Genomic DNA, 26,391 nt, shown 5'->3' on the forward strand with positions numbered 1-26,391 from the left:
TGAAGGTTGCGCTGGGTTGCGCTGTGCTACACCCAACCTACGGCTACTTTCCTTCAGGATAATTCCTCTAGCTCGGACAGAGCTGGATTCAAGTCAAACCAGCGCCCCTGTGGTCCACGATACTCAAACACAAACAAGCTCCGCAGCAAAGCCTGATATTCCGGCGCGTTGCCAATCGTCTTTTGTTGAGCAACCTGCCGCAGCAACTCTTGCTGAGACGCATTCATCCGCAGCACCAGGTCATCTTGATAAGTTCTAATTACGCTTTCCAAAGTGCTACGTGGAAACGGCGGGTCTTGCTGCTGCAGACAGCTATAGAGCAGCCCTAACAGGTTTCGCACATGACCGCCGCTGATTCGACACAGCCGATCGAGCGTTTCGGGCTGATCAAAAATCTCTGAAATCAGTTTGAGCCGCTGCACCGGATTCATTTCAGGAAAGGCTCTGGCTAAAACCAACTGTCGCAACAGTGCCATGCCTTCCAGGTTTTCGTGCCCGTCTCGATAATTAACAGGCACCATCGGCAAAACCATCGGCGCAACGCCACCTCCCAGTCGATTTTTCAACGCTTCTCCTTCACTGGAGAAGATCAGCGACAGGGGAATCGTATAAACCACATGGCAGTCAAGAGCTTGAAGCTGCTTGCCCCGATCGATGAAGAGGTATTCGGGCTGCGATCGCCCTGATGCTGCCAGCCGATTTTCAACCCGATCCAGGTTATCGACGATCACTACCAGTCCACGATAGCCGCGCCGCTGTAGCTCGACGGTGGCCCGTTGCAGCAGTTCTTGGTTGATCGATTCCAGAATGCTGCTGGTGCGGGTTTCCAAAAACTGCCGAAGCTGACTGCGAAACTGTGGACTGTTTTTGGTGCGGGCAACCACTTTGCCAATGCCGACGGAAAACTCTGCTTCAGAAAACTCAATCGGCGTTTGCAGCATCGTTCCAATCTCAGAAAAAAGCCGAGAGAAGTAACCCGGTTTGAGCCGTATGCCCATATTTTCTAGGCTGTGGCTGACTTGGCGGGCGATCGCCAGCAAAATGTCGGTCACATCCACATCGGCTACGTCTAAGTCCTGGTCTGCCTCAAAATAAACAACATAAAACCGTTGCTCTTCCAGTTCTGCCTTCAGCCGAAACAGTTCGGTAGACTTGCCGCAGCCAATGTGCCCGGTAAAAAGCTGGCAGGTTGGGTCGTTGGGAGAAAGCAGGGCGATCGTGCGCTCCAGTGCTTCAATAATTTTGCCGCCCCGCACACCTGCAAAATCAATGTAATAAAGCTGGTCTTCAGGGTTGCCAACCACCAGCGTGCGGCTGGGGTTACAGGCTCTAAAAAATCGGGCTAAGTCAAGCGCCATCGCAATATACCGTTGCTTCCACTTGGATCTTGCATCAAGGTGAGTTTAATGGCACGATTTCAGCCGCACACGTGCGGCTGAAATCGTGCAAAGTTACCTCCGTTTGAGAATAAAAAACTTAAGGATGCCCGAATTGAGACAATCTAGGATTATTCTAGAGAGCTTGATACTCTCTGCTGCTCATCTCTAAATTCTCCCAAGTCCTATGGATCGCTTTACCGTTGCCGTAATCTCGCAAACTCCCAACCCCCAGCAGGTCATTTATGCTGCAATGCACCAGGACTACGCGGAGGGGTTTGTCTGTGATGAGCGCGATCGCTGGCCCAGCGAAGAAAAAGCCGGAGAAATCATCGTCAAACAGCTTCTAGCAGGCAACCGAGGACACTACGGCCCGTTAGAGCATCCGCAAATCGTGCTCAACTGCGGCTGGTTTCCCCACAGCACCATGCAGCAAATTCGGACTCATCGCGTTGGAATCAGCTTTGATGTTCAATCCATGAGATATACCGGACAGCGAATCGTGGATGTGGTTGAGGGGAAGCAAGAGGTAGAGGATGTGTTTTACCTGCGTCCAATCGGGGCTTATAGCGATCGCCAGGGCAAGCGCTACGAATACACCCCAGAACAGCGACAGCAAGATTTGGACTGGTGTTTGGCAGCCTGCAAGCGCTACCAAGAACGAATCAACCAGGGATTTTCAGAAGAACATGCGCGGGGGCTAATTCCCTTTGATGTGCGACAGCACTGGGTGCTGTCGGCAAATGTGCGATCGCTCCTGCATCTATTAGATCTGCGCTGGAAAGCCGATGCTCAGCTTGAGGCGCAAAAACTGTGTGAATTGATCTGGGTGCCGTTTCGGGACTGGACCCCGGCGATCGCCGACTGGTATGAAAGCAATCGCCTCAAAAAAGCTCGCTTAGCGCCTTAATTTAGTTTCGCGATTCCAGAGCAACGCCCTCATGCTTCAGTAGCCAGCGTTTGCGCTCAAGCCCACCCGCGTAGCCCGTCAGGTTTGCTTTTGCCCCAATCACCCGATGGCAGGGCACCACGATCGCCACTGGGTTGAGCGAATTTGCCATGCCAACAGCTCGGTAAGCCGTCGGTTTGCCTAATTTTGCGGCGAGTTCCCCATATGTGACAGTTGTTCCCAGCGGAATGGTTCGCAGTGCTGCCCAGACCTGCTGCTGAAAGGCCGTTCCGCCTGCGCTAACTGGAATGTGATTGAGACTGCTGTAGTCTCCTTCTAAATAAGCCTGAATTTTGCTGCTGATTTCGGCTGGATTCGCCATTTCCTTCAGGTGAAAGTGTCCGTACCGCACCTGAAGCAGTTGGGTCATGCGGTGTTCGTAATCCACAAAATCTAATGCACACAAATTCTCTCCATCCGAAACCAGCAAAATGGTTCCCAATGGGGAATTGATCTTGTCGATAAAGAGTTCCATGCTGTTTTCTCCTGAAGTGAGATGCATCCGTTTCTACTCCTCTAACCCTTCTGACAACCACAGATACATGGCAGCATAAGCCCGCCAGGGTCGCCAAGACTGCGCCATTTCTAGCAGTTGTGTTTTTGTAAGGGGATTGTTTGGGGAGAGCGATCGCCGCAACCCTAAATCCGTTGCCGGGAAAGCATCTGGTTCCCGTAATGCCCGCATTGCAATATAGTGAGCCGTCCATTCTCCAATTCCCGGCAACTCACAGAGCGTTTGAACGGCGCTTTCCAGGCTGGAAAAACTGCTTAAAACTTGCCCTTCCACAACCGCTGTTGCTAGAGATGAAATGGCTTTGGCACGGGCACGAGTTAACCCCAATTGAGTCAGGTCGGCGATCGCCAACACCTCTGGGCGAGGAAATACCCGTTGCAATGGCGTTTCGGTCGGAGTTTCCAGGTTCAACGGTTCACCGTGGGTTTCCACTAGTCGCCCTGCCAGTTTCGTGGCAGCAGCAACGCTAATTTGCTGTCCCAGAATTGCCCGCACCGCCAGTTCAAAGCTATCCCACGCACCCGGAACGCGCAGTCCTGGCAATGCCAAAACTCGATCTCGAAGCAGTGGATCACGTTCTAGATGAGCTGCAATTTCGGTGGCGTTAGCGTTCAGGTCAAAGACACGGCGCAACTGTTCAACAATTGGGGCGATCGCCACCAGTTTGGGAAACCGGATCTTAGCCAGCAAATGATTTTGTCCTTCAACCGGACGCACTTCAACAATTCCGTGCAATCCATCTAGACAAATCGTGCGGCAATAAAAATTAGAACCGACTGCCTCAACTCCAGGAATCACTCTGGGTATAAGGAAACGCACCAGCGCCGACCAGTGATAAGGCGGGTTGAAAGGTAGCTTCAGCGTAATTTCGGCAGGGGTAGGGCTATTCTCTGGATTTTCAGGGACATGAATTCGTCGTAGCTCACGGGGCGATCGCTGGTAAGTTTTTTGCATCACTTCGTTAAACCGTCGAATACTCATAAACCCTGCCGCCATTGCCACATCGGTCATGGACAGGGAAGTTTCGTCAATCAACTGCTTGGCAAACAAAATCCGGCGGGTTTGCGCCACAGCCAGAGGGGGTGCGCCTAAGTGTTCTGTGAATAATCGCCTGAGATGGCGATCGCCCATTCCCACCTGTTCCGCCAAGTCTGCTACCTTACCATCATCTAAAGTGCCTTCTGCAATCAGGTTCAGCGCCCGTGAAACAACCGCAGCCCCTTCAAACTGAGCAAACAATCCAGGGGAAATTTCTGGGCGACAGCGCAAACAGGGACGAAACCCCTTCTCATGGGCAGCCGCAGCACAAGGCAAGAAGATACAGTTTTCTCGTTTCGGTGTTGGAGCCGGACAGATCGGTCGGCAATAGATTTTAGTCGTCAAAACTGCGGTAAAGAACCGCCCATCAAAACGGCGATCGCGGGCTTGTACAGCTCGGTAGCAGGTTTCATGATCGAGTTTCATGGGCACAGCATAGATCTGCCCCACAGGAAAATCTAGCCGTTTTCGGACATGGGTGTTGGGTGATTGCTCCAATCCCTAACTGCCCCAACACCCTACCTATGTAGATTTGATAAAAACTGCGTGTTCAAATTGTAAAAACCCATACTAAAGGGAACCTGTGCGCTACCTGACAGGTCAACTTAGCAAAACTGGGAACTGATTGGGGCGGGGCTGTTGAGCCGATCGTCGGTCATCAGTTCTTGTCCATTCACCGTAATCACCTCAACTTTCATGAACACGAACAAACAAAATATGACCAGCAGGAAATCTGCTTCCTTCTGGAAAAAGGGTGCGATCGCTTTAATGGCTTCAACGTTAATCTTGGGCAGCTATTCCCAAGTTTTGGCAGACCCTGCGCCGCTGCAAATCAGTCAGCGTCAGCAAGAATGGGACAGCGTCTTAAGGCTTGGAAGACTGGTCAATGCGCGTCAGCAGGTTACCTCTCTGGTGATGCAACTGGATGTTTTAGAAAAACCTGAAACCAGCTACGCAAACGCCGTTTACCAAATTTTTGCTCGTCAAGATGGTCGCTGGAGACTGATCTACAGCAGCACAGGTGCTCGTCTAATTAACAACAACGGAGGACGAGTAACGCTAGAGCCAGAGGTGATTTCGCTGGACGACTTGCAAGATGCACTGGACGATGATGACCTAGATGACGTAGAGCTACGGGCAGTCGCTCAACTGCGCTATGACGTGCGTGGCGGGCAGCGAAACCAAGAAGTGACCTGGGAGCAAGTGCAACGTTATCGGGCGATCGCTCAAACCACTACAACCCAGATCGCCAGTAGCCAGACCAGCACTACTCAGGTGACGAGCAGCCAGACGACTCAAACTAGCACTCAAACCTCTGTTCCTGTCACGGTAACTGGCACAGGACAACCCAATAATACTCTGAACCCGCTGCGAGGACACTTTAGTCTGGCGGTTCTTCAATCTCAGCCCACTTTTGATAATGTTATTGTCCGCGTTTCGCTTAAGGCTCAGCGTCCTAATGCATTCTTGCAAGAGCGGTTTGTCGGCGATTTTCGCTATCGCATCAACCAGCGGGCAAGATTTATTCGTGGACTCAATCCAGGCGATCGCGTCGTCGTCCGCCTCTTTACCCCACAAAACGTCCTGATTGGCTACAGCGAGTTTGAGCTACTGGATGACAACGCTGCTGTAAACCTGATTTTGCCTAGCCAAAGCAGTTCCTACGGCACCGTTCGCACCGTTTACGGTGTTGATAGTGATGAAAACGGTGTCATTGACGCGAACCGCAATACCTATAGCTACTACACCCAGGTGAGTGGTTCAAGCTATCGCGATAGCCGCGTCACTTTCCTCAGCAGTACCCGAAACATTAACACCAGCCTGTTCCAAACCCAGAGCATTTCCACTTCTAGTAGCTCTGTTTACAGCAGTTCCTTTGAAAGCGGTATTTTCTCTCTGGTTGGTCGCACCATTCCTTGCTTCATCTCTGGGCTGGCTCCTGCCTTACTCGCCACTCCTGGAGAAATCGTTGAAATTAGTAACATCAGCACTAGCAGCATCTCCACCTACGAAGTCAGCCAATTAATCCTGGTCTATCAAGAAGTTGGCTTTACGGAAGGAACAATCATCGACATCGATGACTACGACGACTACGAGTACGACGATGACGACGATGATGACGACAACGACGGTGATGATGACGACGATGACGACTACGAATATGATGACGACGATGACGATGACGGCGGTCGCTCTCGTCGTCGCAACTGCAACCAGGGCATTGGCAACGGTTCCGAAGGATGTGACCCTGGCAACTCTCGTCCGCATGGCGGCAGCAATGACGAAAATGGACGCACTCCCGGTGGCAGACGGCGCTAACGTTTAGAATCGGCGACAGATGAAAGGGCACCCCGCTTAGCGGGGTGCCCTTTCATCTGTCGCCCGTTTTTATCAAAACGACATAACCATTAGTCCTGATTAATCTCAAGCGTTGGGCAATTATCAGGAGCCAAGCGTAAATAACGAATGCATTCCTCATCGGTTAGCTGACGGAAACTGCGATCGCGGGCAAGCTCCAGCAGCATCTCCCAGGTCGCAGCCCATAAATTCACCTGCCCTTGCTCGGTTAATGTGGCAACGTACTGACCATCTGGGCTAAAGAAAGCCCGACGAATCAGCTTTGGCTCAGCTCCCGTGTAGGTTGGGTGAAGCTGTGCCTTTTCTACACCCGTTTCTGCATCCCAGATGCGGGCAGTGCCATCTGCCCCGGCGGTAACGAGCGATCGCCCATCAGGACTAAACTGGGCATCTAAAACCAACCCTCGGTGCCCTGACAAAATTACCTTGAGCGCTCCCGTTTCTACATCCGTCACTCTAGCCGTGCTATCCCAACTAGTCGTTACCACTTGTTGTCCATCCGGGCTAAAAGCGGCACTGCTAACTGCATCTTGATGAGACAGCACCTTGACTGTTTGCCCAGAAGCCACCTGCCAGATTCGTGCCGTTCGATCCAGGCTGGCAGTAATAATCTGCTGTCCATCAGGACTAAACTGCGCCTGCTGAATCATTGCTTCATGTCCATGCAAAGTCTGCAACAACTGCCCTGACTGCACATCCCAGAGGCGGGCAGCAAAATCATCTCCCAAGCCCAACAGCAGTCGACCGTCCGCACTAAAAACTAACTGATGAAAAACTGCAGGAATGTCCGAGTGCCGCAGGCTAGAGGTAGCGTTATTACGAACTTCTGCAACCTGTACGCTCTGAATCCGTTGTAATGGTTCTGCGATTTGGCTCGACTGGTTTCGACGAATTTCAACCCATCCATCACTGGTTGCAGTTGCAATCATTTGACCATTTTGGCTAAAAGCAACGCTGGTGAGCACAATTTTTCCAGTTGTCGTTGCAGCACCTGCGGGTTGTAGCTGTCCCATTCTTGCCCCAACTGCCGCAACAGGCGTTTCAGAAGCAGGCGCTTCTGCCTTTGGCGAATGAGTCTGAGAACCCAACAGCGATCGCCATCCAGAAGCTGTCAACCGCTGCCAAAAGTTTTGTGGCTGAATAGAGGTATCGATTTGAGCCGTGCTAGCAGAAGGTAGCCCCTGATCTAGATCTACCGCCAGAGTAGGATTAGCAACCGAGTTTGGAATGACCTCCCAGCGTCGCAGTGCCCCATCCGCTGTAACTGTCATAATGCCTGTCGGGACTGCTGAAGCGGTATTTGGCTGAATCTTAGAGTCAGAATTGCCTCCTATCAACATGGAGGATGGATTCAGGTTGATGCTGGGGACGCTATCTGCCGTGGATGCACGTGCGCTCAAAGGTTCCCCTGGTTGAACAAAGGCTGCCCACTGGACTAGCGCATGAGGAATATGGAGCGTCGGCAACTCACCACCCAACTCTGCTGACCACAAGCGCACCGTGCCCTCTTGACTAGCTGTAACGAGATAAGCACCGTCCGGGCTAAATTGCGCTGTAGTAATGGCAGCATGATTCCCGCGTAGTGTACCTGTTTGGCTCCCCGTTTGAGTGTCCCACAGGTAGATACTGTAGGAAACTTCTTGGTTAACCTGCGCTCGATTTGTGGTGATGATTTGGCGACTGTCAGGGCTAAATGCGATCGCCCCTATCCCTTCATCTTGATCCGTTTGGGCTACCCCTTGGCCGGTGAGTCTGGACCGAAGCCGTCCAGAGCCGACTTCCCAAAGCCAGGTCTGGTGACTGGTGCTTGTTGTTGCCAGGAGTTGTTCATCCGGACTAAACAACACTTTTACAACGGGGGCAATCGGGTTGATGCCTGGTGTGGGTTGGGTTGATGCTGACTGAGTGGTGCTGGGTGGTCGATCAACCGAGGTGTTTTGAGTCAGAGTGTGGCGCAGTTGTCCAGTAGCAATTTCCCAAAGTCTGACTTTGCCATCATCGCAGGCCGTCGCGATCCAGCGTCCCTTGGGGCTAAAGCTGGCGCTGTTTACTGCATCTGGATGCTGCAAGGATTTGATGAGTCTTGCGGTTAAGGGAGCGGTTGGGGATGCAGCCGCCAGTTGCCATAGATAAGCAAAGCCATCAGCCCCAGCCGAAAGTAGACGTTGCCCATCGGAGCTAAATTCCAGGCTGTTGACTGCTCCTGACTGAGTGAGACGAACCTGAAGCTGACCTGTTTCGGCTTGCCAAATGGAGATACTTCGATCAGTGCTGGCTGTGGCAATCCACTTTCCATCAGGGCTAAAGCTTACTTGAGTGACGGCTTGAGTTGCTTCGATTTGTTGGATCAAATCGCCAGATTCAACTGACCAAATTTTGATTTGGGGTGAATTTTGGGCGATCGCCACCACCTGTTTGTTGTCAGGGCTGAACGCAACAGTGGTCAAGTTTGGTGTTGCTGGAGTTGCAGCGGCATCTGGCGAAGAAGAGTCAGACCAAGACAAAATCTTGAACGGCTGGATGCTATCAGTTTGAATGGTGTGAGAATGGACTGGCCAGAGGCGAATCGTGCCATCAGCACTAGCGGTCGCCAAATGGTTTTGGTCAGAACTGAAAACAACCTGGTGAACCGCAGCCTGATGCCCATGTAATTCTAGTTGCAGTCGCAAATCTTGTAGGGCAGCCCGCAAACTAGATTGAGCTTCGTAGGTTTGTCCACCCTGTTCTGCAGCTAAGCGACTAATCAGCAAAGCGGTCATTGGGTCGCTATCCGGTTCTTGCAAAATTGACTGGGCGATCGCCGCCCGTTCTCGCGATGTTGAAACCTGAAGCTGATAATCCTTTTCTGCCTGCGTCTGCACCGCTGTGCGGTATTGGTTAAACGTTACCAATAAGGCAACCAGCAAGACTGACGGTACCGCAATTTGCAGCGATCTCAGTTCCTTTCTGGCTCGGTAGCTCTCCTCTTGGCTAACGATGATGTAGCGCTGTGCCAAAGACGACAAATCATCCGAGTAGTGGCTGAGAAAATCTTCAGCATCAATTAATCGGCCACCGCGCAGCAAATATTCCACTCCTTTGGGCTGTCCTGCATTGTTCCACTCCTGGGCAACCTGCTCAATCCGTCGCTGTCGTCGTAACACCTCCCGATTTTCGTCCAGCCAACTCCGCAGCAGTGTCCAGTTCCGAATCAGGGCTTCATGGGCGACATCAATCGTTTCCTGACAGAGCCAGGCTTGGGCAAAGCTGACCGTTGCCAGAGCTTTTTCATTAGCAGGATCATTCGCAGCGTCGTCCCCTTCAGCTGACTGCCAGCTCTCACTCTGGTTTGTCACCACGAGCTTTGCAGCAACTAACTTTTCTAGAGTCTGCTCGACCAATTCCCGTGAAAAGGCGGAATTTACCAATTCCGCTTTAAATACGCGCCGTCGGGTGTCCTCCGTTCCTTCTCCCAGTTGCGTTAGCGCCAAAAAAATACGCTTGGCAACACCCTGCTCTTCTAGCGATAGTCCATAAAAAATTTCGGTTGCGCGTTTTTGCAGGGTTCCTCTTACACCGCCTAATTCTGTATAAGCATCCAGGGTAAGGTAGGCAGCGCCCCTGTCCGCGTCAATCTGCCGTCGCTGCCATAGCTCCAGTAAGGTATATTGCAGCAGCGGCAGTTCTCCGGGCGCACCAATCACATCTAGCAGCATGGTGTAGACCAGATTTGGCTCACAGGTCAGCCCTACTTTTTGAGCAGGCTGCATGATGGTTGCCTTGATTTGCTCATAGCTCAGCGGTGTCACAATCACCATGTTTTGCTCAATTTGCTGAGCCAACTTCTCGTAAAGAGAACATTTGCCAAAAAAATCTGCCCGCAGCACAATCACGATGCTGAGGCAGTCGCCCGCCACTTGTAGGGCTTGGGTGAGGCATTGAAAAAACTGGTGGCGCTCCTGCTCTGCCTGGGTTCCATGACTCAGGGTGAAGACTTCCTCAAACTGGTCAATCACAAGCAACAGATGTGGACGTTTTTCAGCCCCAAAGGAGGAGGGGCGATCGCCCCCATTCCCCTGCTCGGTTAACAAGCTTGCCTGCACTAGCTGTGCCAGTCCGGCTCCGCCATCCTGCAAAAAGACCTCTGCTCGTCGAAGCTGCTCTGCTCGCTCCAAGTCAGAGACATTCAAATCTACAAAAGCAGATGCCAAGCTCTTGAGCGGACGGTGAGTTGGCGTGAGCAGCTTAATTCGCCAGCGATCGCTCCCCGAAAACTTTTTTCCTTGCCGCAACTCCCAAAGCAGTCCCGCCCTGACTAGAGAAGACTTACCGCTGCCCGACGCACCGACTACAGCAACAAAGCGTCCTCTTCTCAACTCATCAAGCAGCTGATCGGTTAGATCCTCTCGCCCAAAAAAGTACTCAGCGTGGGCTTCATCAAAAAATTCCAGTCCTCGATAAGGGCAGATGTCGGTTGATTGCAGCGGCTTCTTTGCCGTTGCTGAACTCTCACCCCGCGTCAAAATAATTTCGCTGCCTGAATTCTCAAACAGCGGTTGCTGCAATTCTCCCTTGAGGGCATCGTTTACCCAGGTGGTCAGGGAATGATTCGTGATAATCCCTGTCTCGCTGCGTTGAGGGTCTAGTCCTGTCAACAGGGCTTGGGTAAAGACACTATAAGGACTGTCTAATGACTCGTAGGCAGATTCGTATTCCCTGGATGCTGCCATGAAGAGTCGGTCTGTACCGGGACGCGCTCCTGGATCGGCTTCCAAAAAGTTGAGAAATTCGCCGCTGTGGCAGCAATCTAGCAAAATGATTCGCTGGCGTACTGGACTCTCTTGCAGCAGTCGTCGCAGCCAAAACAAAGATAAGCCGTAAAACCCGACATCAGGATTGGAATCGCTGGGTGCCAGATAACCCTCTTGAATCCCGGCTTCTCGCTGAATGCCGTGTCCAGAAAAGTAAAATAGTGCTGTATGAGGGACGTTGCTACCCTTTGGCTTAAACAGATTGACTAGGGCAGTCTCTAGATCACGTAGGGTGACTGGAGTTTTTAACCCGACTTGGGGCTGCCCTGAACTAATGATTTCTGGCAGCCGATGAATACGAAACTCGCCTTGAGTGTGCAATTGTTGGGCGATCGCCTCAGCATCCCGGGCTGGAGCTTGTAAGCCAGACAAATACTGATAGGTATTAACTCCGACAACAAGTGCATCCCGTGACATTAATCTAGTTCCTTATAAAGCAGCGTAATTTTTCAATAGCTTTTGGAATGCCCTGGATGGCCAAGGGGCAACTTTTGCTAGACCTGATCCTTACAGGCAAGAATGCCCGTTCAGCAGAGAATAATCGCGAATTCGGTACTCTGCCATTTCTTCTGAAGGTCTTTCCGGTGCCTTACCTGCTGCATCACAGCCAAGCAGAACCAAGGAGCTTTGTCGAAGACTTCTAAGTTGAGCCGTTTGAGGTTTCTGAACCAGATTGTTAATTTGAATGAACCCGCACGTCTGAAAGTGGACAGTAAAGCTTATCTGAGCGATGGTCAAATAGTTAGATTTTCTAGTGATTTAAATCATCTCAAAAAAGAATTTTGCATCACTATGATGACTGTCTAGAAGAGACGATAGCGAACAGATTAATTCTTGTAAAAGGGGGTGAGAACCCTTGCTGGCAAATAATTGCTCACGCGTTGATGAAATTTTAGTAAAGACGATTCTACTAAATTGGTTTTTATTAAATCTCTGAAAACAAACTTTTAATCTTTTGTTGTAATCTGCTTTCTGGACTAAAGAAATACCTGTATCAGTTACTAATTATCTATAAAAAAGTTTATTGATTTAAGTAAAGAGGTGAGTAAGATCACTGATTTTAAGTGAAGATAGAAGGTCAATACTGAGTTATAGACAGCTATAGATTGACATAGGCTCGGTTTTTCAAAGCCCACAGCGTTGGGATCGGTATGGATTACCCTCTTCCTAATTTCGACAAAGTCTTAGCAGCTCAAACAGATAGCAGTGCGGTTTGGGTTGCTCGAGGTGATGCATTGGCTCGTTTAGGTCGCTATACAGAAGCGCTTGACAGTTTTGATGAAGCCCTAAAAATTGACCCAAACGACTGTGCGGCTTTAGTATTTCGCGGAGTTGTGCTGATTCATCTGGATCGCTACCAGGAGGCTCTGTCGAGCTGTGATAGAGCGCTAGAAGTTCAACCTACCCATTCAGAAGCCTGGATCTTTCGAGGGGCAGCGCTGCACCGTCTCGAACGCTATCAGGAAGCCTATGCCTGTTACGCCAAGGCGCTTGGAGTTGAGCGGCGATCGCTCTGGCAAAGAATAACTCAAGCCTTAAGAAAACTTTGCCCCTAGTTTCTGTCCTGATGATGCGTCAAGCTTTACTCAGGTCGATAGAATAGATGCGTTGGGTTCAGCAATCAGTGGTCGGTTACGCCTATCGAAACTATTTACGGTAATCTTCAAGGTCTCAAGCCGAGTCAGCTTAAGCAGCTTCAGCGGCTCTATCATCAGCGGCTACCGGGCGATCGCTTCACTACGCCTGAGTTTGCTCAACGTCTCGCTGCAATCAGCAATGATATCAAGCAGCCGATTTGTACCTACGTCAACCGCAGAGGTCAGGTGACTCGAGTTGGGGTAGGGACGGTCGGCAAAACTCAAATTCCACCGATGGAACTGCCACGTTATGGAGCTGAGCGGCTTTCTGGAATTCGTTGCATCGCTACTCAGCTAAAGTCTGAGGTTCCTAGTGATGCAACTCTGACTGCAATGGCGCTTCAACGCCTAGATGCACTGGTTGTTCTAACACTTTCTGGTAGTGGCTTTGAGCGAAGAGGTGGTGGTGCAACAGGGTACGTTCAAGAAATATATTTAGCTCATTTGGTGCCCCATCCCGAAGTAAGTTGGACTGTTTCTCCGCCTTTAAGCCTGGAGGTGCTGTCTCAGCAAGATTTTTTAGAATTAACCGAAAGTTTAGAAGAAGAGTTTCGGCGAGAATATGTTGCCCAGCAGGTTAGTCCTGACCAAGACCGAGTGTTGCTGGTTGGTGTGCTGACCAGTGAGCTCACTCCGCAGCGCTTTCAGGATGGCTTGGCAGAGATATCAAGGCTGGTTGAAACGGCTGGTGGTGAAGTTTTGCAGATTGTGCAACAGCGGCGATCGCGTCCTCATCCCCAAACCGTTGTAGGTGAAGGTAAAGTCCAAGAAATTGCCCTGACTGCCCAAACCGTAGGCGCAAACCTGATTGTGTTTGACCGTGACCTGTCTCCTGCCCAGGTTAGAAACCTGGAAGTGCGGATCGGGGTGCGGGTTGTCGATCGCACCGAAGTAATTCTAGATATCTTTGCCCAGCGCGCCCAGTCTGGCGCAGGCAAACTTCAGGTCGAGTTGGCGCAGCTAGAGTACATGATGCCGCGACTAACAGGACGCGGACGAGCAATGTCTCGACTTGGCGGTGGCATTGGCACCCGAGGTCCAGGCGAAACGAAATTAGAGACAGAACGACGGGCTATTCAGCGGCGCATTACCCGCTTACAGCAAGAAGTGAACCAGCTACAGGCACATCGCTCTCGCTTGCGCGGTCAGCGTCAGCACCAGGAAGTGCCCTCGGTTGCGATTGTTGGCTACACCAATGCTGGAAAATCTACTCTATTAAATGTGCTGACCAATGCTGAGGTTTATACAGCAGATCAGCTCTTTGCAACGCTTGACCCCACGACACGGCGATTGGCGATTGCTGACCCCATCACTCACGAAACGCTCTCCATTGTCCTGACAGATACCGTTGGTTTCATCCATGAACTGCCCCCTTCACTCATGGATGCTTTTCGCGCCACTTTAGAGGAAGTCACCGAAGCGGATGCCTTGCTGCATGTAGTAGATCTTTCCCATCCAGCATGGCAGAGCCAAATTCGCTCAGTTATGACAATTTTATCTGACATGCCTGTAACGCCCGGTCCAATCCTGTTGGCGTTTAACAAGATTGATCAAGTAGATGGGGACACGCTCACTCTGGCTCAGGAAGAATTTCCTCAGGCAGTGTTTATCTCGGCGGGCGATCGCCTCGGTTTAGAAACCTTGCGCCAGCATCTTGCCCAACTTGTTCACTATGCAACCTCAGCCTCTTAGGTTATAACCCAGAGACTCAAATGGAAAAGCGCTAAAACCGTGTTTTCATCCAAAACATTCTTGGCTTTCATCAAGTCACGACCTTAGCTGAATCGGTCAATTCAGAAGACAGTCATGGAATCCACATCACAATCACCCTTGCCGAAAGAGATCCGGGTTAAAATCTTACTGGCTGGAGGACATGAATACACAGTAGCCCTTTCACCCGATGCCCCCTTGCTACACAGCCTCATCGCAGCCCTTGTGTCTCGTGCTCACGGACAAGAAAAGAGTTCCACAGGACTCTTTCAAATTCCGATTGAGCAAGGCCGTTCAGCGCTTTGCTTTGTCAGTGAACAGCTAGTCGGGTTGGTGACAGAACCGCCTGTTTTCGTCCAGCAAAACCAAACTGCTCAACCTCAGACAGAACCACCTGTGCAATCTTGGGCAAATCTAGTTCAAAAGCCGACCTCTCCCAGAATTATCCCTTCAGAATACGTTCAAATTGATAACTTCTTAGGTACAGAAGAAACTAGCCGACTGCTAAATTTTGTTTTGAACAAGGAAAAAGCCTTCGTTCCTACTAGCACTTCAACAAACGACATCAACTACCGGCGATCTATGGCGCTTTATGATTTCCCAGAATTTTCCGAACTAATAGTAGAACGTATTCAGAAAGTGATTCCAGATGTGCTACACAAGCTAGGTTTACCCCTCTTTGCGGTTTCTCAGATAGAGGCTCAGCTCACTGCACACAACGACGGTAACTACTACAAAATTCACAATGACAACGGCAGCACAGATACAGCAACACGAGAGTTAACCTACGTTTACTACTTCTATCAAACGCCAAAACCTTTTAGAGGTGGCGAGTTACGAATCTACGACAGCAAGATTGAGAATAGTTTTTTTGTAGGAGCAGAAACTTTTAAGACTGTAGACCCCCGCAACAATAGCATCGTCTTTTTCTTGAGCCGCTGTTTGCACGAAGTATTATCCGTCCATTGCCCTTCTCAAGCATTTGCTGATAGCCGCTTCACTATTAATGGTTGGGTTCGACGTTAACCTGGCTGCTCTGTCAGGATGCTTAGTCATCACCTCACAAACCCAACCCTTCGCGAGCAATATTTAGAAACTCAACATTATCAAAAGATCAAGTGATAGTACGTACCAGGGTGAGCAGAGTCTTGGCGATCGCCCCTTAAGCACTAGCAAATTTAAGAGCGGATTCTACTGAGTGAATCAGCAAAGAATTTATTTAGGAGAGTTGTGAACAAGGCAGCATGTCACCACAGGATTTAGCTACAGAGCAGCTAAATCCTGGAATACTGTAGCTTTATCCGCCTTTCGGGAGTGGATAACCTAGCTGTTTGTACTGATTAAAATTTTAGATCGCAATTGGGAATAACCTATTTTGTGTTGAAAGAGAAGACCTGTAAAACTACTGAAAAATCCCAGCTTATGTGGGTTTACAGAGCTGAAAAACTAGTTGAAGATCGTGTGAAAGTCCTCAAAAATAGGATGTGAAAGTTTTGCCGAGGGCATGATGAAGATGTAACTTTAGATACGCCTAAACTTCGATGTCTAAACCTTCTTCGCGGCAAGTCCTTGGGTTATCTGTTTTATCAACTTTAGGACTGTACTCGCTCTTAGCTGCTTCTCCGGCTTCAGCTTTCGTACTTAACGGTGGTAACGTTACAGTGAGTGCCGACGATGCAAATCGCTCGTTTGACATCTTCTTTGATGGAAGCATTAACGAAAAATCTGTTTCTGGGCTTTCTTCCAAAGCAACCTTTACTTTTTTAGGTTTCTCTTCAGTTGGAAAAAACACTGAAGCAGCTTTCAAAATTCTGCTTAGTAATACCTCCAGCAATGGTATTTCCTCCAGAAGTTCTGCTTTAGGCTTTGATGTGAATCAGACCTTACTTGGAGTTGGTCACTCTGACAATGCTGGTAGCACAAGGGTTTCTGGGCTTTTTAGTAACGATGGAGAAGGAGCATTTCCTAATCAATTTGGTGATCTTGATGTGTGTTTCACCAACGGTAATACTTGCCAGGGTGGTCAGAATGGCGGTGTGTACACAGGTTCATCCGATAGTTTCCTGCCTATCCTTGCTTTTTCAGGTAACGTCAATACCTTCACGTTGAGCAACTTTGGTGTCCGCTATCAAAGTATCAACGGCAATGGCTTTAACGATGACAGTGGAACAGGTCACGGATCTTCTCCCCCTCCGGTAGTAGTAGCGCCAACACCCACTCCAGCGTCTCCGATTGTAGTAGCACCCACTCCCACACCCCCGGTTGTAGTAGCACCTACTCCAGTACCTCCGGTTGCAGTAGCACCTACTCCAGCGCCTCCAATTGTGGTTGAGCCTACTCCAGCGCCTCCAGTTGTGGTCGAGCCTACTCCAGCACCCCCGGTTGCAGTAGCACCTACTCCAGTACCTCCAGTTGTGGTCGAGCCTACTCCAGCGCTTCCTGTACTTCCAGTTGTGGTCGAGCCTACTCCAGCGCTTCCTGTACCTCCAGTTATGGTCGAGCCTACTCCTGTTCCTCCGGTTGCTGTAGAGCCCGCTTCAGATTCAACTCCTCAGTCTGTACCTGAACCGGGTACTGTTGGAGGTCTAGTAATGGCTGGTCTAGCATTGCTCCGCCAGAGAAGAACCCGTTAATGGTTTAGTTTGGCTGTAGTTGTGAAACGTTAAGAGAAAGATGGAGGACGGGAAAACCTGTCCTCCATCTTTCTTTATACTTCTGCTAGTCGCTCTGCTAGCCTCAACTTGGCTGAACGCGATCGCACATTTCGCTTCATCTCTTCTTCCTGCGGCACCATCGGCTTTTTAGTTAGGACTCGCAATAGCTCTGATTCCTTAAAGGAGTGTTTGACGATGCGATCCTCCAGGCTGTGAAAGCTGATGATGCCGATTCGACCACCGGGTTTTAGCCAAAGAGGGGATATTTTCAAGAATTTTTCCAAAACAGCCAATTCCTGATTTACAGCAATTCGCAGTGCCTGAAATACACGAGTTGCTGGATGAATTCTGGCATATCGATACGACTTGGGTACACAGTAAAAAATCGTTTCGGCTAGCTCAGTTGTAGTTTTCAGTGGTCGCCGCTCAACGATGCGTCTGGCAATTCGTCGAGAAAGGCGTTCTTCGCCGTAAACGTAAAAGATATCTGCTAACTTTGCTTCATCCCAGTGATTAATCACTTCAGCCGCAGTTAGCGATTGCTGCTGATTCATTCGCATATCTAGCAGTGCTTCATGCCGAAAACTAAAGCCTCGCTCTGGAATGTCAAACTGAGCCGAGCTAACTCCTAAGTCTGCAATGATGCCATCAAACTGTACGTCTCCTGGACTGTAGTCAGCAAAGTTGCCGTGCCAAAACTGCACTCGTTCTTTAAAGTCAGCTAGCTGAGCTTGAGCTGCTGCTAGTGCCTGCGTATCCTGGTCAATTGCTACCAGACAACTTTCTGGAGCCGCTTCCAAAATTAGTTTGCTATGTCCACCCCCGCCAACCGTTGCATCTAGGTAAACGCCTGCTGTCTGTGTTAACACTCCCTCAATTAACTCTTGACTCAAAACAGGAATATGAGCGAAGGGGATATCTCCCCTCTCGCTTAATTCGGGACCATTGGAGGAATCAGTAACAGAATCAGACACAGTACTTAACGGCATTCAAAATTTAGCGGCATTCAAATATAGCAATACTATTGAGCTACGGTTTTGGGACCTAAACCTGACTTGCGTCCCCTAACCGCAACCCCTTCGAAAACCAAGTAGGGTTTTCAGAGCATTTTCCAATGATACTGAATTGGCATCAACGCGATGTGCATTTCTTTCGAAGCTTCTGCTGAAAGAGAGCGTGATGTGAAGTTCTGACTCAAAAAAATCAAATTATCTAGAATTCTGCGTAAAATCACTGATTTCCAGTTAATTTCTTAAAGAGCTAGGGCATTCTGAAGGATGGGCATTCTTAGTAGAACATCCTCAAGAGACACGATTGCTAGGCTGCTGACAGCGCATTTCTGACGTACGTTTCTGGCAATTTGTCTCTATTGACACCTCAACCCGCTAACTTACCTGCATTATGCTTAAATTTTTGCGTCCTGCTCTCATCTTGTCTGCTGTGTTGCTTCCATTGCTAGGCGATAGCCATACCCCAACTCTTGCTCAAGAGCGTCAAGGCTGTTTTATGGTCAACGACGTTGGACGGTTAGTTGACCTATCTGACATCTGTCCTTCTGCTGCCCCTGTTCAAATTGCCGAACAGCAAACCCTAGGTACCGGCGATATTCAAGTAACTCTGAGATGGACATCCACCGATGACTTGGATATGGCAGTGACTGACCCAGCGGGACAGACAGTCACCTACTTTAATCCTAGCGTGGCTTCTGGAGGGCAACTCGACGTGGATGCTAATGCTGGCTGTGGGGAAACGGTTTCATCGCCAATTGAAAATATTTTTTGGCCTCCTTCACAGGCTCCTGAGGGAGACTACACGATTGAGGTTAACCTGTACACTCGCTGTGGTACGACTTCAGGTCCGATTTCCTATACTTTGACATTGTTGGTTCAAGGAAATACTGAAACCATTACAGGCACAGTAGATGACCAAAATCCAATTGCTACCCATCCGTTCTCCTTACCTCAATAGATAGCAGTAGGCAGCAGTGGGGCAGAGGTATTGGAATCTTTGAGCAACTGGCATCTGTGTATTTCCTGAGCTTTCTAAGCTTTTGTGTCCTCACCTGTATATTTGAAGACGTGCCTTTTGTGTGAAAGCTCCTGGTGTATGAGAGCTTTCACACAAAAATGTTTTGGTTGGAGGTTAGGAAACGCTGTACCAATGCGGTTTTTTCCTATTCCTGTTCAAAAGCTAATTCGATATACGACTATAAGTGCGTTGTAAATGCGTATAAGCTATGTTATGTAAACACAATGGTTTTTCGAGATTAGTCTTCTGAGATTGCTAGAGGACATCTGAAACGGCACTGGATTGTCTATCTTCTGGGGGAACTGGGAATGCGTCAAATTTCGTTTATCGCGTCTATAGGGATGCTAGCCCTCTCGCTGGGAGGATGTGCCCTCTTTTCAGGTGGCAGCGACACGGCTGTGGAGCCATCTCCTGGCACTACGGTTGAAACGGTTGAGCCTGCGCCTGGTGCTACTGCGACTCAGCCTTTTTCTGAGCCACCCGTAGTTGATGGGCAGACCTCACCCACAGGTACGCTTCCACCAGATTTAATTGGTTCTACGGACTCAGACCAGCGGGTTCAAGGAATTCAAAGGAATCGTCCAGACCCGTTTGCTTTGCTGCCTACCAGTCCTGTAATTCAAACTCCTCCGGTTGTTGCTCAAGCTCCAACTACATCCCCAGGACAAACGGGCACTCGGTTGCCCAACGTCCCATCTGGTGGAGGTGGAGGTGGAGGTGGACAATCATCCCGTCCCGGCAGTCTTGCCCCCATTCCAAGCTTAGTACCGCAGCGTCCTGCTCCTCCACCCCGCCCTCAAGCTGACCTTGCCAGATTGGTTAAGGTGACAGGCGTTGTGCAAATTGGCAATACAACTCACGCGATCATCAGTGCCCCTAATGAGCCAAGTAGCCGCTACGTCCGGGTTGGGCAACGGCTTTCTAACGGTCAGATTTTAGTTAAGCGGATCGAGGTGAACGCAGGATCTGAACCCATTGTTGTACTGGAACAGAACGGCATTGAGGTGGTTAGAGCGGTAGGAGAAGGTGGGGCACCCGCGCAACCGACCGCATCAGCGATCGCTTCTCCTCAAGTGGTGGCTGTAGGGGTTGAATAATTGTGACAAACTGAGTGTAAGGTTGAGGCTTCGCTAGAGTGAAGAGAAATCTATTTGAATCTGCCGCTGGAGGCTCGTTATGGCGATCGCTAGTTCCCCCAATGCTAGCCGTTCACCCTTTGATTTCTCGCCAGAGGCGACTCAAGATAGTGCCCTGCTTCATCAGCTAGGTTTCATTCCAGGGTTAAAAGAGATTTTGATGGTGCGTCAGGTTCACGCTTTGGAACACGCCACCATCTGGCTTTTAAGCGGCAATTTACCAGATGATACTGTTGCTCCCCCAACTCTGATTGCAGGGAGCAACAGCTCTTTGGGTGGTATGTCTACTGATCAGGGTTTTTATGTCTACGGTACGGTTACCTCAATGCAGCTACGGCGAGCTGCCCACTCAGCATTGCTGCGCCTCGTCAATGGTGAGTGGGATTTAGCCGTACATCCCCGCTGTGGCACGAATTTGTCGGTAGGGATGGTGATGGCTGCTGGGTTAGTGCTTGGCGTGCCCTTGGTGCTGCCACGCAATCCACTGGAGCAATTTTTAGGAATGGGGTTGGCCGCAACAGCTGCCACGCAGCTTGCTCCTGAGATTGGTAATCTGGCTCAACGATATGTTACGACTGCGATTCCGTTCAATCTGGCGATTGAGACTGTTAACTCGTTGGGCGATCGCCAGGGTCGTCCAGTTCACTTTGTGCAGGTGCGATGGGTTGAGCAACCGTTGAACTCAAACTGATCGGGCAGGGACAAGTAATGAAAAGCTTTGATTCATTTCTTGCTCTAACTTTGTAGGACTATAGGCACAGCAATAAAACTTAAAGACTGAAACAGCCTGAAAGTCCTGCCAGAGTAGTACTCTGAAAGACAATTACTGTATGAGTTAAATAATCACCCGAAAGGAAAAGCTCATGGTACAACGTGGTTCTACAGTCCGAATCCTTCGCAAAGAATCCTACTGGTACAAAGATGTGGGTACGGTTGCCTCTATCGATCAGAGCGGCATTAAGTATCCCGTCATTGTTCGCTTTAATAAAGTTAATTATGCTGGGGTCAACACCAACAACTTCAGCATGGATGAAGTTGTTGAAGTACAGGGTGCAGCTAAGCAGAAGGTTTCTAAGACTCCATCTGCTGATGCAGCTTCTGGTGGTAAGCAAACCACTATTGATACTAGAACTCGGAGAACAGGACAAGGGGCAGGACAGTCCACCAAAGGAGCAGCAGCAGAGGCTCCTGGAACGGATCAGCCTGACAAGGAAGGTGCTCCCAACCAGGGTACAGAATCTCGTTAAAAATTGCGAAATGAATTAACCTCGAATGCCTTCAGGCGAGAGTGTAGGACTATGCACTCGTCTGAAGGCATTCAAGTTTTCAAGGTGTAAGCTTTTATGCACTCGAAAGCATTCGATTTTAATAGAATGAATTTACTGGAGTGTGTTGCAGGCTGGGTTGAATTGTGCCCGAATTACCTGAAGTTGAAACGGTTCGACGAGGTTTAAATCAGCGAACTTTAAACCAAGAAATTGTGGGTGGAGATGTGCTGTTGTCACGCACGATCGCCCATCCCCCTCTACCGATCGCCTTTTTAGCAGGCTTGCAGGGAACGGCGATCGCTCAGTGGCATCGGCGCGGCAAATATTTGCTGGCAGAGCTATATCAAATTTCCTCCCCCCCAGGGCAAGCTCAATCTGCGGGATGGTTGGGGGTGCATCTGCGGATGACGGGACAACTGTTGTGGCTCCATCAGGAGGAGCCATTGCAAAAGCACTGTCGAGTCCGTCTGTTTTTGGCTGGGCAGCAAGAACTGCGGTTTGTAGATCAGCGAACCTTTGGGCAAATGTGGTGGGTGCCGTCCGGTACCCAGCCTGAAGTGGTGATGACAGGGCTGCAACGATTGGGTCCAGAACCCCTATCGGCAGACTTTTCGGCTGAGTATTTGGCGACACGATTGCGCGATCGCCACCGCCCCATCAAGAATGCGCTGCTCGATCAGATGTTAGTCGCTGGAATTGGCAACATTTACGCCGATGAGGCCCTCTTTCTGAGCAAGATCAAACCTAAAACTCTTTGTTCTGCGCTCAAGTCGCGTCAAGTGACAGCCCTCTATGCGGCCATTGTGCGCGTTCTTCAGGACAGCATTGACGCGAGAGGAACAAGCTTTAGCAATTTTCGAGATGTGGAAGGCGTTAACGGTAACTATGGCGGTGTTGCTTGGGTGTATGACCGTAAGGGAGAACCCTGCCGCACTTGTGATACTCCAATCGAGCGGTTGAAGCTAGCGGGGCGATCGGCGCATTTTTGCCCCAAGTGTCAGCGCTAAGATTGGCTAATCAGCACATACAATGTGAAAGAACGCAAGATTACTAAATAACGTGAGTTATGGCAGTTAAAAAGGGCGATCTGGTTCGGGCTGTGCGGGAAAAATTGGAAAATAGTCTGGAAGCACAAGCCAGCGATACACGATTTCCACCCTATCTCTTTGAGACCAAGGGAGAAATCGTAGACTCGAAGGGAGATTATGTGTTGGTTAAGTTTGGGCATGTGCCTACGCCAAATATGTGGCTGAAAGCTGACCAAGTAGAAAAATTTGAATAACTCCTGTCTCTAGATAGTCTGTGTCTCTGATTGGTCCCTAACTATCTAGTCATCTTCTAGTCATCTTATTGATTTGCGATCGCTTTGCCGTGTCGCCTTTTTTGATCATGAATTTTCCTGATGCGATCGCCTCCACTTCTACCCGTGTCTCAGTGATTGGAGCGGGGAATGTAGGCAGTACTCTGGCTCAACGGATTGCTGAAAAAAATTTGGCAGATGTTGTGCTGCTTGATGTCATAGCAGGCAGACCTCAAGGCGTAGCGCTGGACCTGATGGAAGCTAGAGGCATTGAAGGTCACGATCGCCAGATTGTGGGCACGGTAGACTATGCCGACACGGCAGGCTCTAACATTGTCGTGGTTACTGCTGGGTTGCCTCGCAAACCGGGCATGAATCGGGATGACCTAATGCGAACTAACGCTCAAATTGTGGTGGAGGCAACGAAGCAGGCGATCGCCCATTCACCCAACGCCATTCTGGTTCTTGTCACAAATCCATTAGACGTAATGACTTATCTGGCGTGGAAAGCCAGTGGTCTACCCTTCTCTCGGGTCATGGGTATGGCGGGAATTCTGGATTCTGCCCGTTTTCAGACCTTCATTGCCCTGGAGTTAGGTATTTCTCCAGCGGATGTTAGCGCGATGGTGTTAGGCAGTCACGGCGACTTGATGGTGCCCCTGCCCCGCTACTCCACTGTCAGCGGCATTCCAATTACAGAGCTATTAGATGCCGCAACAATCGAACGCTTGATTGAGCGAACCCGTAACGGTGGGGCAGAAATTGTAGAACTTATGCAGACTGGAGGCGCATATTACGCTCCGGCTTCTTCAACCTGTCGCATGATTGAAGCAATATTGCTCAATCAGTCTCGCCTGTTGCCCGTTGCATCGTATTTGCAGGGCGAATATGGGTTAGAAGACATTTTCATTGGCGTGCCTGCTCGGTTGGGCAGTGGTGGCGTTGAAAGTGTTTTAGAACTGGACTTGACGGATGCTGAACGGACTGCCCTATATAGTTCTGCTGAATCAGTTCGTCAAAAGACCCATCATGCATTAGAGATGCTGAAGGGTTCAGTCTAGTTGCGAACAAGTTGGGTTTCGCTTTGCTCCACCCAACCTACAAATTCGAGCTACAGATTTTAGGAACGAGCGGCCATGACTTCGATTTCGACTAGCCAGCCTGGATCAACCAGTCCAGCTACCTGCATCGTCGAGCGAGAGGGGAGGTTGGGTTGCTCCTCAGTGCCAAAAAACTGGGTGTAGCCTTCCATGAATCCAGCAAAATCCATTGCGCCGCCATTGCTGGGATCACCGACCAGGAAAGCCTGCATTTTGACCACATCTCCCATTGTCATATCCATACTTTGAAGAATTGCCTGGATCTTTTCGAGGACCCCAATAGTTTGAGTTTTGGTATCGCCATAGGCGGCGATGGAGCTTTCTGGGGCGGTTTCATCAACGACGGGTGGCACCTGTCCACTTAAGTGAACGAGTGCTGCATTGGGTGGCGTTTCGACGGCAAGAGCGATGGGGAAGGTGGAGTTGGGAATGGGATAGCGAACTACTTCCTGAGCCAGCGTGCGGTGAGGGGTGAGGAGGAGGAGGGCGATCGCCACTCCAACCACCACCAATGGCATAAAAGCAACCTTGCTCCACGATCTCAGCACTGATTTGAACTTTTTCATTTCCATAGCCTCATGTAGAGACGCGATCAAGAGCGTCTTTGCAGAATATAAATTGCCACAACAAATGCCTTAGGGGAGATTCTGTTTCGTCAAAGTAGCAGGAGCCATCTCACCCATTGGCATCACAAGGCAGAGCCTTGCCACAAGAATTTTCCTGAACCAGTCAGAAGTTTTGCTTATGCTGCCAGCGTTTGGGCAGAAATTGCCTGAACGGCTTGATGGGCAGAAAGGACTGCCCCCTCCTGCCATCCGGTTAGGTAACTGAGGTGTTCTCCAGCCAGGTAGATTGGGCCATCGGGCTGATTGAGCAGGGGGTAGGCAGTTTCTAGTCCGGCTTCTTCCCATTCAATCCAGCCGCCTCGACTATAAGGAATTTTGTCCCAAGCAATGCTGACTCCCTTGTCAAAGGAAACCTCACTGCCATAGCCAGGATGGATCGTTTCGCCGTCCTCGATCGCTTTGCGGAGCCTTCCCTCATGAGACATCGCTCCGATTCGCTCACCAATGTCGTTGTCCCAAATGTAAGCACCCACAATGATGCCTTTTTCTTGCTGGAAGCCTGTTGCCGGATACCAGATTTGAGTTATGTCTCGCTCTGTCCAGGAAATGCCACCGTAGATGCCGTAGTCTTCTTCCCAAAAGCGGCGATCGGCTTGGAAACCAATTTTCATCGCCTTGGCGTAAGAAGCGGCTCCTATGGCGATCGCCTCCTTAAAGGCTGGCGAAAAGTCTGCCTCAACGTCATTCAACACGGAGAGCGGGAAAGTGCAGATGACGTAATTCGCGTCTAATGCTCCTTGGCTACCTGAAGCTTTGTCGGTGTAGACAATTCGCACCCCTTCAGCCGTTTTGCGAATTTCGCTTACTTCAGCGCCGTAAGTAATCAAATTACCCACCTGCCGCTCAAAGCCTTTGACAATTTGATCCATTCCACCTACGGGTTGCAGCATCGTTGCTGCTTGGTGATAGCCCTCACCAAATTGCATCTTGTATTCCCAGAAGGAGGACTTTAGCAATTCTGACAGGTCAAGTGGCTCGTATTGCTCACCTGCGGTTAACCCGGCTCCTGGTCGCGTACTGTATCCTGCTCGGCTAGACCCCTTGTAGAGATAATCTGCATCCAGTCCACCAAAGCTCGAAATCATCTCTAGAATTCGTTCCCGGTCTTCGGTTGAGATTTCTTGATCTAACGCATTTCGACTTACGGCTTTCGCCAAGAGTTCTGCAATGTAGCCCCGGCTGTCATTGACGACTCGACGATTGAGAACGGGTTCTCCACCAAACGCCTGATCGTCCTGAAAGTAAGCTGCCCGATTTTCGTTGACAATGACTTCTAGCGGTACGCCAAACTCTTTGCAGTATCCCAACAATCCTGTGTGGTGATAGGGAATCCGAGCCGGTCCAGGATTAATGTATAGGTGATCGGCCGCATCAAAGGTGCAGGTTTGGCTGCTATCGGTTTCTGCAATCGTGTCGCCGCCACGAATCGTCCAAATTCGACCACCGGGGCGATCGCGGGCTTCCAAAATGGTGCACTCATAGCCTGCTTTAGAGAGTTCATAAGCGGCTGTCATACCCGCAATTCCGGCTCCCAAAATGGCAACTTTAGTTCCACTTCCTGAACCGCTGGGTAAGTTTGGACGCTCAGCCGCTTTAGCAGGAGAACGGATCAATCCCATTGCTTTCATCGTGGTGAAAACAGCCGCAGCCCCACCTGCTCTTCCTACTAATTTCAGAAATTTACGGCGCGTCGGAGAAATTTTTCTCCGAGTTGAATGCTGATTCATGGATTTTTCTACGCTCTAGAAATTTTCCGTACAGCTGCTTTCAAATAAGTACAGTATTTCTATAACCCAACTAAAATCCTTTAGCAGTAAAGTGCCAATACCAATTCTCTTCAAGGCTGGATATTTTGGAGCGTGCCCCGCGTACGCGGGGCACGCTCCAAAATATCCAGCTTCATGTAG

22 protein-coding genes are annotated in these 26,391 nt (G+C 49.9%); 15 read left to right on the forward strand and 7 right to left on the reverse strand.

The window, feature by feature from the left end; all coding sequences use genetic code 11:
* Nucleotides 1-53: 53 nt before the first annotated feature.
* Nucleotides 54-1,358 carry a P-loop NTPase fold protein gene (locus H6G00_RS02820; RefSeq protein ID WP_190795547.1) on the reverse strand — a complete coding sequence of 435 codons (1,305 nt, stop codon included), beginning with the start codon at nucleotides 1,356-1,358 and terminating at the stop codon, nucleotides 54-56.
* Nucleotides 1,359-1,563: 205 nt separating this feature from the next.
* Here H6G00_RS02820 and thyX point away from each other — a divergent pair, with 205 nt between their 5' ends.
* Nucleotides 1,564-2,286 carry an FAD-dependent thymidylate synthase gene (gene thyX, locus H6G00_RS02825; protein WP_190795548.1) on the forward strand — a complete coding sequence of 241 codons (723 nt, stop codon included), beginning with the start codon at nucleotides 1,564-1,566 and terminating at the stop codon, nucleotides 2,284-2,286.
* 1 nt (nucleotide 2,287) lies between these two features.
* Here the strand turns inward: thyX and H6G00_RS36010 are convergent, their stop codons facing one another.
* Nucleotides 2,288-2,800 (reverse strand): methylated-DNA--[protein]-cysteine S-methyltransferase, encoded by a 513-nt coding sequence (locus H6G00_RS36010; RefSeq protein WP_190795549.1) that lies wholly within the window; start codon nucleotides 2,798-2,800, stop codon nucleotides 2,288-2,290.
* Between the two features lie 33 nt (nucleotides 2,801-2,833).
* The gene (locus H6G00_RS02835) at nucleotides 2,834-4,303 is read right to left on the reverse strand and encodes a DNA-3-methyladenine glycosylase 2 (protein ID WP_190795550.1); all 1,470 of its coding nucleotides are present in this window, start codon (nucleotides 4,301-4,303) and stop codon (nucleotides 2,834-2,836) included.
* Between the two features lie 270 nt (nucleotides 4,304-4,573).
* Between H6G00_RS02835 and H6G00_RS02840 the strand changes: the two genes are divergently transcribed.
* On the forward strand, nucleotides 4,574-6,196 hold the full coding sequence (locus tag H6G00_RS02840) for a hypothetical protein (RefSeq protein ID WP_190795560.1): 1,623 nt from the start codon (nucleotides 4,574-4,576) through the stop codon (nucleotides 6,194-6,196).
* Between the two features lie 89 nt (nucleotides 6,197-6,285).
* Here the strand turns inward: H6G00_RS02840 and H6G00_RS02845 are convergent, their stop codons facing one another.
* The gene (locus tag H6G00_RS02845; protein ID WP_190795551.1) at nucleotides 6,286-11,442 is read right to left on the reverse strand and encodes an LpqB family beta-propeller domain-containing protein; all 5,157 of its coding nucleotides are present in this window, start codon (nucleotides 11,440-11,442) and stop codon (nucleotides 6,286-6,288) included.
* A gap of 47 nt (nucleotides 11,443-11,489) precedes the next feature.
* Between H6G00_RS02845 and H6G00_RS02850 the strand changes: the two genes are divergently transcribed.
* The 6 genes from H6G00_RS02850 to H6G00_RS34565 all read left to right on the forward strand — a co-directional run bounded on the left by H6G00_RS02850 (nucleotide 11,490) and on the right by H6G00_RS34565 (nucleotide 17,005).
* Nucleotides 11,490-11,669, forward strand: coding sequence for a hypothetical protein (locus tag H6G00_RS02850; protein WP_190795552.1), 180 nt, complete (start codon nucleotides 11,490-11,492; stop codon nucleotides 11,667-11,669).
* A 507-nt stretch (nucleotides 11,670-12,176) separates the two neighbouring features.
* Complete coding sequence (locus H6G00_RS02855; RefSeq protein ID WP_190795553.1) at nucleotides 12,177-12,581, forward strand: tetratricopeptide repeat protein; 405 nt, start codon at nucleotides 12,177-12,179, stop codon at nucleotides 12,579-12,581.
* A 52-nt stretch (nucleotides 12,582-12,633) separates the two neighbouring features.
* Entirely contained in the window at nucleotides 12,634-12,852 is a 219-nt protein-coding gene (locus H6G00_RS35120; protein ID WP_242042096.1) for a hypothetical protein, read from the forward strand.
* The gene (gene hflX, locus H6G00_RS02860) at nucleotides 12,849-14,354 is read left to right on the forward strand and encodes a GTPase HflX (RefSeq protein WP_347278138.1); all 1,506 of its coding nucleotides are present in this window, start codon (nucleotides 12,849-12,851) and stop codon (nucleotides 14,352-14,354) included. Before H6G00_RS35120 ends, hflX begins: the two co-directional genes overlap by 4 nt.
* 114 nt (nucleotides 14,355-14,468) lie before the next feature.
* Complete coding sequence (locus tag H6G00_RS02865) at nucleotides 14,469-15,398, forward strand: 2OG-Fe(II) oxygenase (protein WP_190795554.1); 930 nt, start codon at nucleotides 14,469-14,471, stop codon at nucleotides 15,396-15,398.
* 686 nt (nucleotides 15,399-16,084) lie between these two features.
* On the forward strand, nucleotides 16,085-17,005 hold the full coding sequence (locus H6G00_RS34565; RefSeq protein WP_347278141.1) for a cistern family PEP-CTERM protein: 921 nt from the start codon (nucleotides 16,085-16,087) through the stop codon (nucleotides 17,003-17,005).
* 74 nt (nucleotides 17,006-17,079) lie between these two features.
* On the opposite strand, the gene rsmH is transcribed toward H6G00_RS34565, so the two are convergent.
* Nucleotides 17,080-18,000, reverse strand: coding sequence for a 16S rRNA (cytosine(1402)-N(4))-methyltransferase RsmH (gene rsmH, locus H6G00_RS02875; RefSeq protein WP_347278139.1), 921 nt, complete (start codon nucleotides 17,998-18,000; stop codon nucleotides 17,080-17,082).
* A 427-nt stretch (nucleotides 18,001-18,427) separates the two neighbouring features.
* On the opposite strand from rsmH, the gene H6G00_RS02880 reads away from it, so the two are divergent.
* From H6G00_RS02880 to mdh, 7 genes are all read left to right on the forward strand, one after another.
* A complete protein-coding gene (locus tag H6G00_RS02880) occupies nucleotides 18,428-18,994 on the forward strand; it encodes a hypothetical protein (RefSeq protein WP_190687982.1) in 567 nt (188 codons plus the stop codon).
* 368 nt (nucleotides 18,995-19,362) lie between these two features.
* Nucleotides 19,363-20,151, forward strand: a complete 789-nt coding sequence (locus H6G00_RS02885) for a hypothetical protein (protein ID WP_190641272.1) — start codon at nucleotides 19,363-19,365, stop codon at nucleotides 20,149-20,151.
* Nucleotides 20,152-20,230: 79 nt separating this feature from the next.
* Nucleotides 20,231-20,881, forward strand: coding sequence for a DUF6391 domain-containing protein (locus H6G00_RS02890; protein WP_190641273.1), 651 nt, complete (start codon nucleotides 20,231-20,233; stop codon nucleotides 20,879-20,881).
* 172 nt (nucleotides 20,882-21,053) lie between these two features.
* Nucleotides 21,054-21,437, forward strand: coding sequence for a photosystem I reaction center subunit IV (locus H6G00_RS36495; RefSeq protein ID WP_190641274.1), 384 nt, complete (start codon nucleotides 21,054-21,056; stop codon nucleotides 21,435-21,437).
* A 164-nt stretch (nucleotides 21,438-21,601) separates the two neighbouring features.
* Nucleotides 21,602-22,465 (forward strand): DNA-formamidopyrimidine glycosylase, encoded by an 864-nt coding sequence (locus H6G00_RS02900; RefSeq protein WP_190795556.1) that lies wholly within the window; start codon nucleotides 21,602-21,604, stop codon nucleotides 22,463-22,465.
* Nucleotides 22,466-22,524: 59 nt separating this feature from the next.
* Nucleotides 22,525-22,740, forward strand: coding sequence for an NAD(P)H-quinone oxidoreductase subunit O (locus H6G00_RS02905; protein ID WP_190641276.1), 216 nt, complete (start codon nucleotides 22,525-22,527; stop codon nucleotides 22,738-22,740).
* Between the two features lie 107 nt (nucleotides 22,741-22,847).
* Nucleotides 22,848-23,819 (forward strand): malate dehydrogenase, encoded by a 972-nt coding sequence (gene mdh, locus H6G00_RS02910; RefSeq protein WP_190641277.1) that lies wholly within the window; start codon nucleotides 22,848-22,850, stop codon nucleotides 23,817-23,819.
* A 59-nt stretch (nucleotides 23,820-23,878) separates the two neighbouring features.
* On the opposite strand, the gene H6G00_RS02915 is transcribed toward mdh, so the two are convergent.
* Together H6G00_RS02915 and H6G00_RS02920 are read right to left on the reverse strand one after the other, a co-directional pair.
* On the reverse strand, nucleotides 23,879-24,376 hold the full coding sequence (locus H6G00_RS02915) for a RidA family protein (protein ID WP_190641432.1): 498 nt from the start codon (nucleotides 24,374-24,376) through the stop codon (nucleotides 23,879-23,881).
* Between the two features lie 224 nt (nucleotides 24,377-24,600).
* Nucleotides 24,601-26,211 carry a flavin monoamine oxidase family protein gene (locus H6G00_RS02920; protein ID WP_190795557.1) on the reverse strand — a complete coding sequence of 537 codons (1,611 nt, stop codon included), beginning with the start codon at nucleotides 26,209-26,211 and terminating at the stop codon, nucleotides 24,601-24,603.
* Nucleotides 26,212-26,391: the final 180 nt, after the last annotated feature.

Source organism: Leptolyngbya sp. FACHB-541 (assembly GCF_014695875.1).
In the GTDB taxonomy this organism is placed as follows: domain Bacteria; phylum Cyanobacteriota; class Cyanobacteriia; order Elainellales; family Elainellaceae; genus JAAUTN01.

Coding starts and splice junctions, on each gene's coding strand:
- H6G00_RS02820 (WP_190795547.1), bottom strand. CDS start 1,358: ATGGCGCTTGACTTAGCCCGATTTTTTAGAGCCTGTAACCCCAGCCGC.
- thyX (WP_190795548.1), top strand. CDS start 1,564: ATGGATCGCTTTACCGTTGCCGTAATCTCGCAAACTCCCAACCCCCAG.
- H6G00_RS36010 (WP_190795549.1), bottom strand. CDS start 2,800: ATGGAACTCTTTATCGACAAGATCAATTCCCCATTGGGAACCATTTTG.
- H6G00_RS02835 (WP_190795550.1), bottom strand. CDS start 4,303: ATGAAACTCGATCATGAAACCTGCTACCGAGCTGTACAAGCCCGCGAT.
- H6G00_RS02840 (WP_190795560.1), top strand. CDS start 4,574: ATGAACACGAACAAACAAAATATGACCAGCAGGAAATCTGCTTCCTTC.
- H6G00_RS02845 (WP_190795551.1), bottom strand. CDS start 11,442: ATGTCACGGGATGCACTTGTTGTCGGAGTTAATACCTATCAGTATTTG.
- H6G00_RS02850 (WP_190795552.1), top strand. CDS start 11,490: ATGCCCTGGATGGCCAAGGGGCAACTTTTGCTAGACCTGATCCTTACA.
- H6G00_RS02855 (WP_190795553.1), top strand. CDS start 12,177: ATGGATTACCCTCTTCCTAATTTCGACAAAGTCTTAGCAGCTCAAACA.
- H6G00_RS02865 (WP_190795554.1), top strand. CDS start 14,469: ATGGAATCCACATCACAATCACCCTTGCCGAAAGAGATCCGGGTTAAA.
- H6G00_RS02880 (WP_190687982.1), top strand. CDS start 18,428: ATGCTTAAATTTTTGCGTCCTGCTCTCATCTTGTCTGCTGTGTTGCTT.
- H6G00_RS02885 (WP_190641272.1), top strand. CDS start 19,363: ATGCGTCAAATTTCGTTTATCGCGTCTATAGGGATGCTAGCCCTCTCG.
- H6G00_RS02890 (WP_190641273.1), top strand. CDS start 20,231: ATGGCGATCGCTAGTTCCCCCAATGCTAGCCGTTCACCCTTTGATTTC.
- H6G00_RS36495 (WP_190641274.1), top strand. CDS start 21,054: ATGGTACAACGTGGTTCTACAGTCCGAATCCTTCGCAAAGAATCCTAC.
- H6G00_RS02905 (WP_190641276.1), top strand. CDS start 22,525: ATGGCAGTTAAAAAGGGCGATCTGGTTCGGGCTGTGCGGGAAAAATTG.
- mdh (WP_190641277.1), top strand. CDS start 22,848: ATGAATTTTCCTGATGCGATCGCCTCCACTTCTACCCGTGTCTCAGTG.
- H6G00_RS02915 (WP_190641432.1), bottom strand. CDS start 24,376: ATGCCATTGGTGGTGGTTGGAGTGGCGATCGCCCTCCTCCTCCTCACC.
- H6G00_RS02920 (WP_190795557.1), bottom strand. CDS start 26,211: ATGAATCAGCATTCAACTCGGAGAAAAATTTCTCCGACGCGCCGTAAA.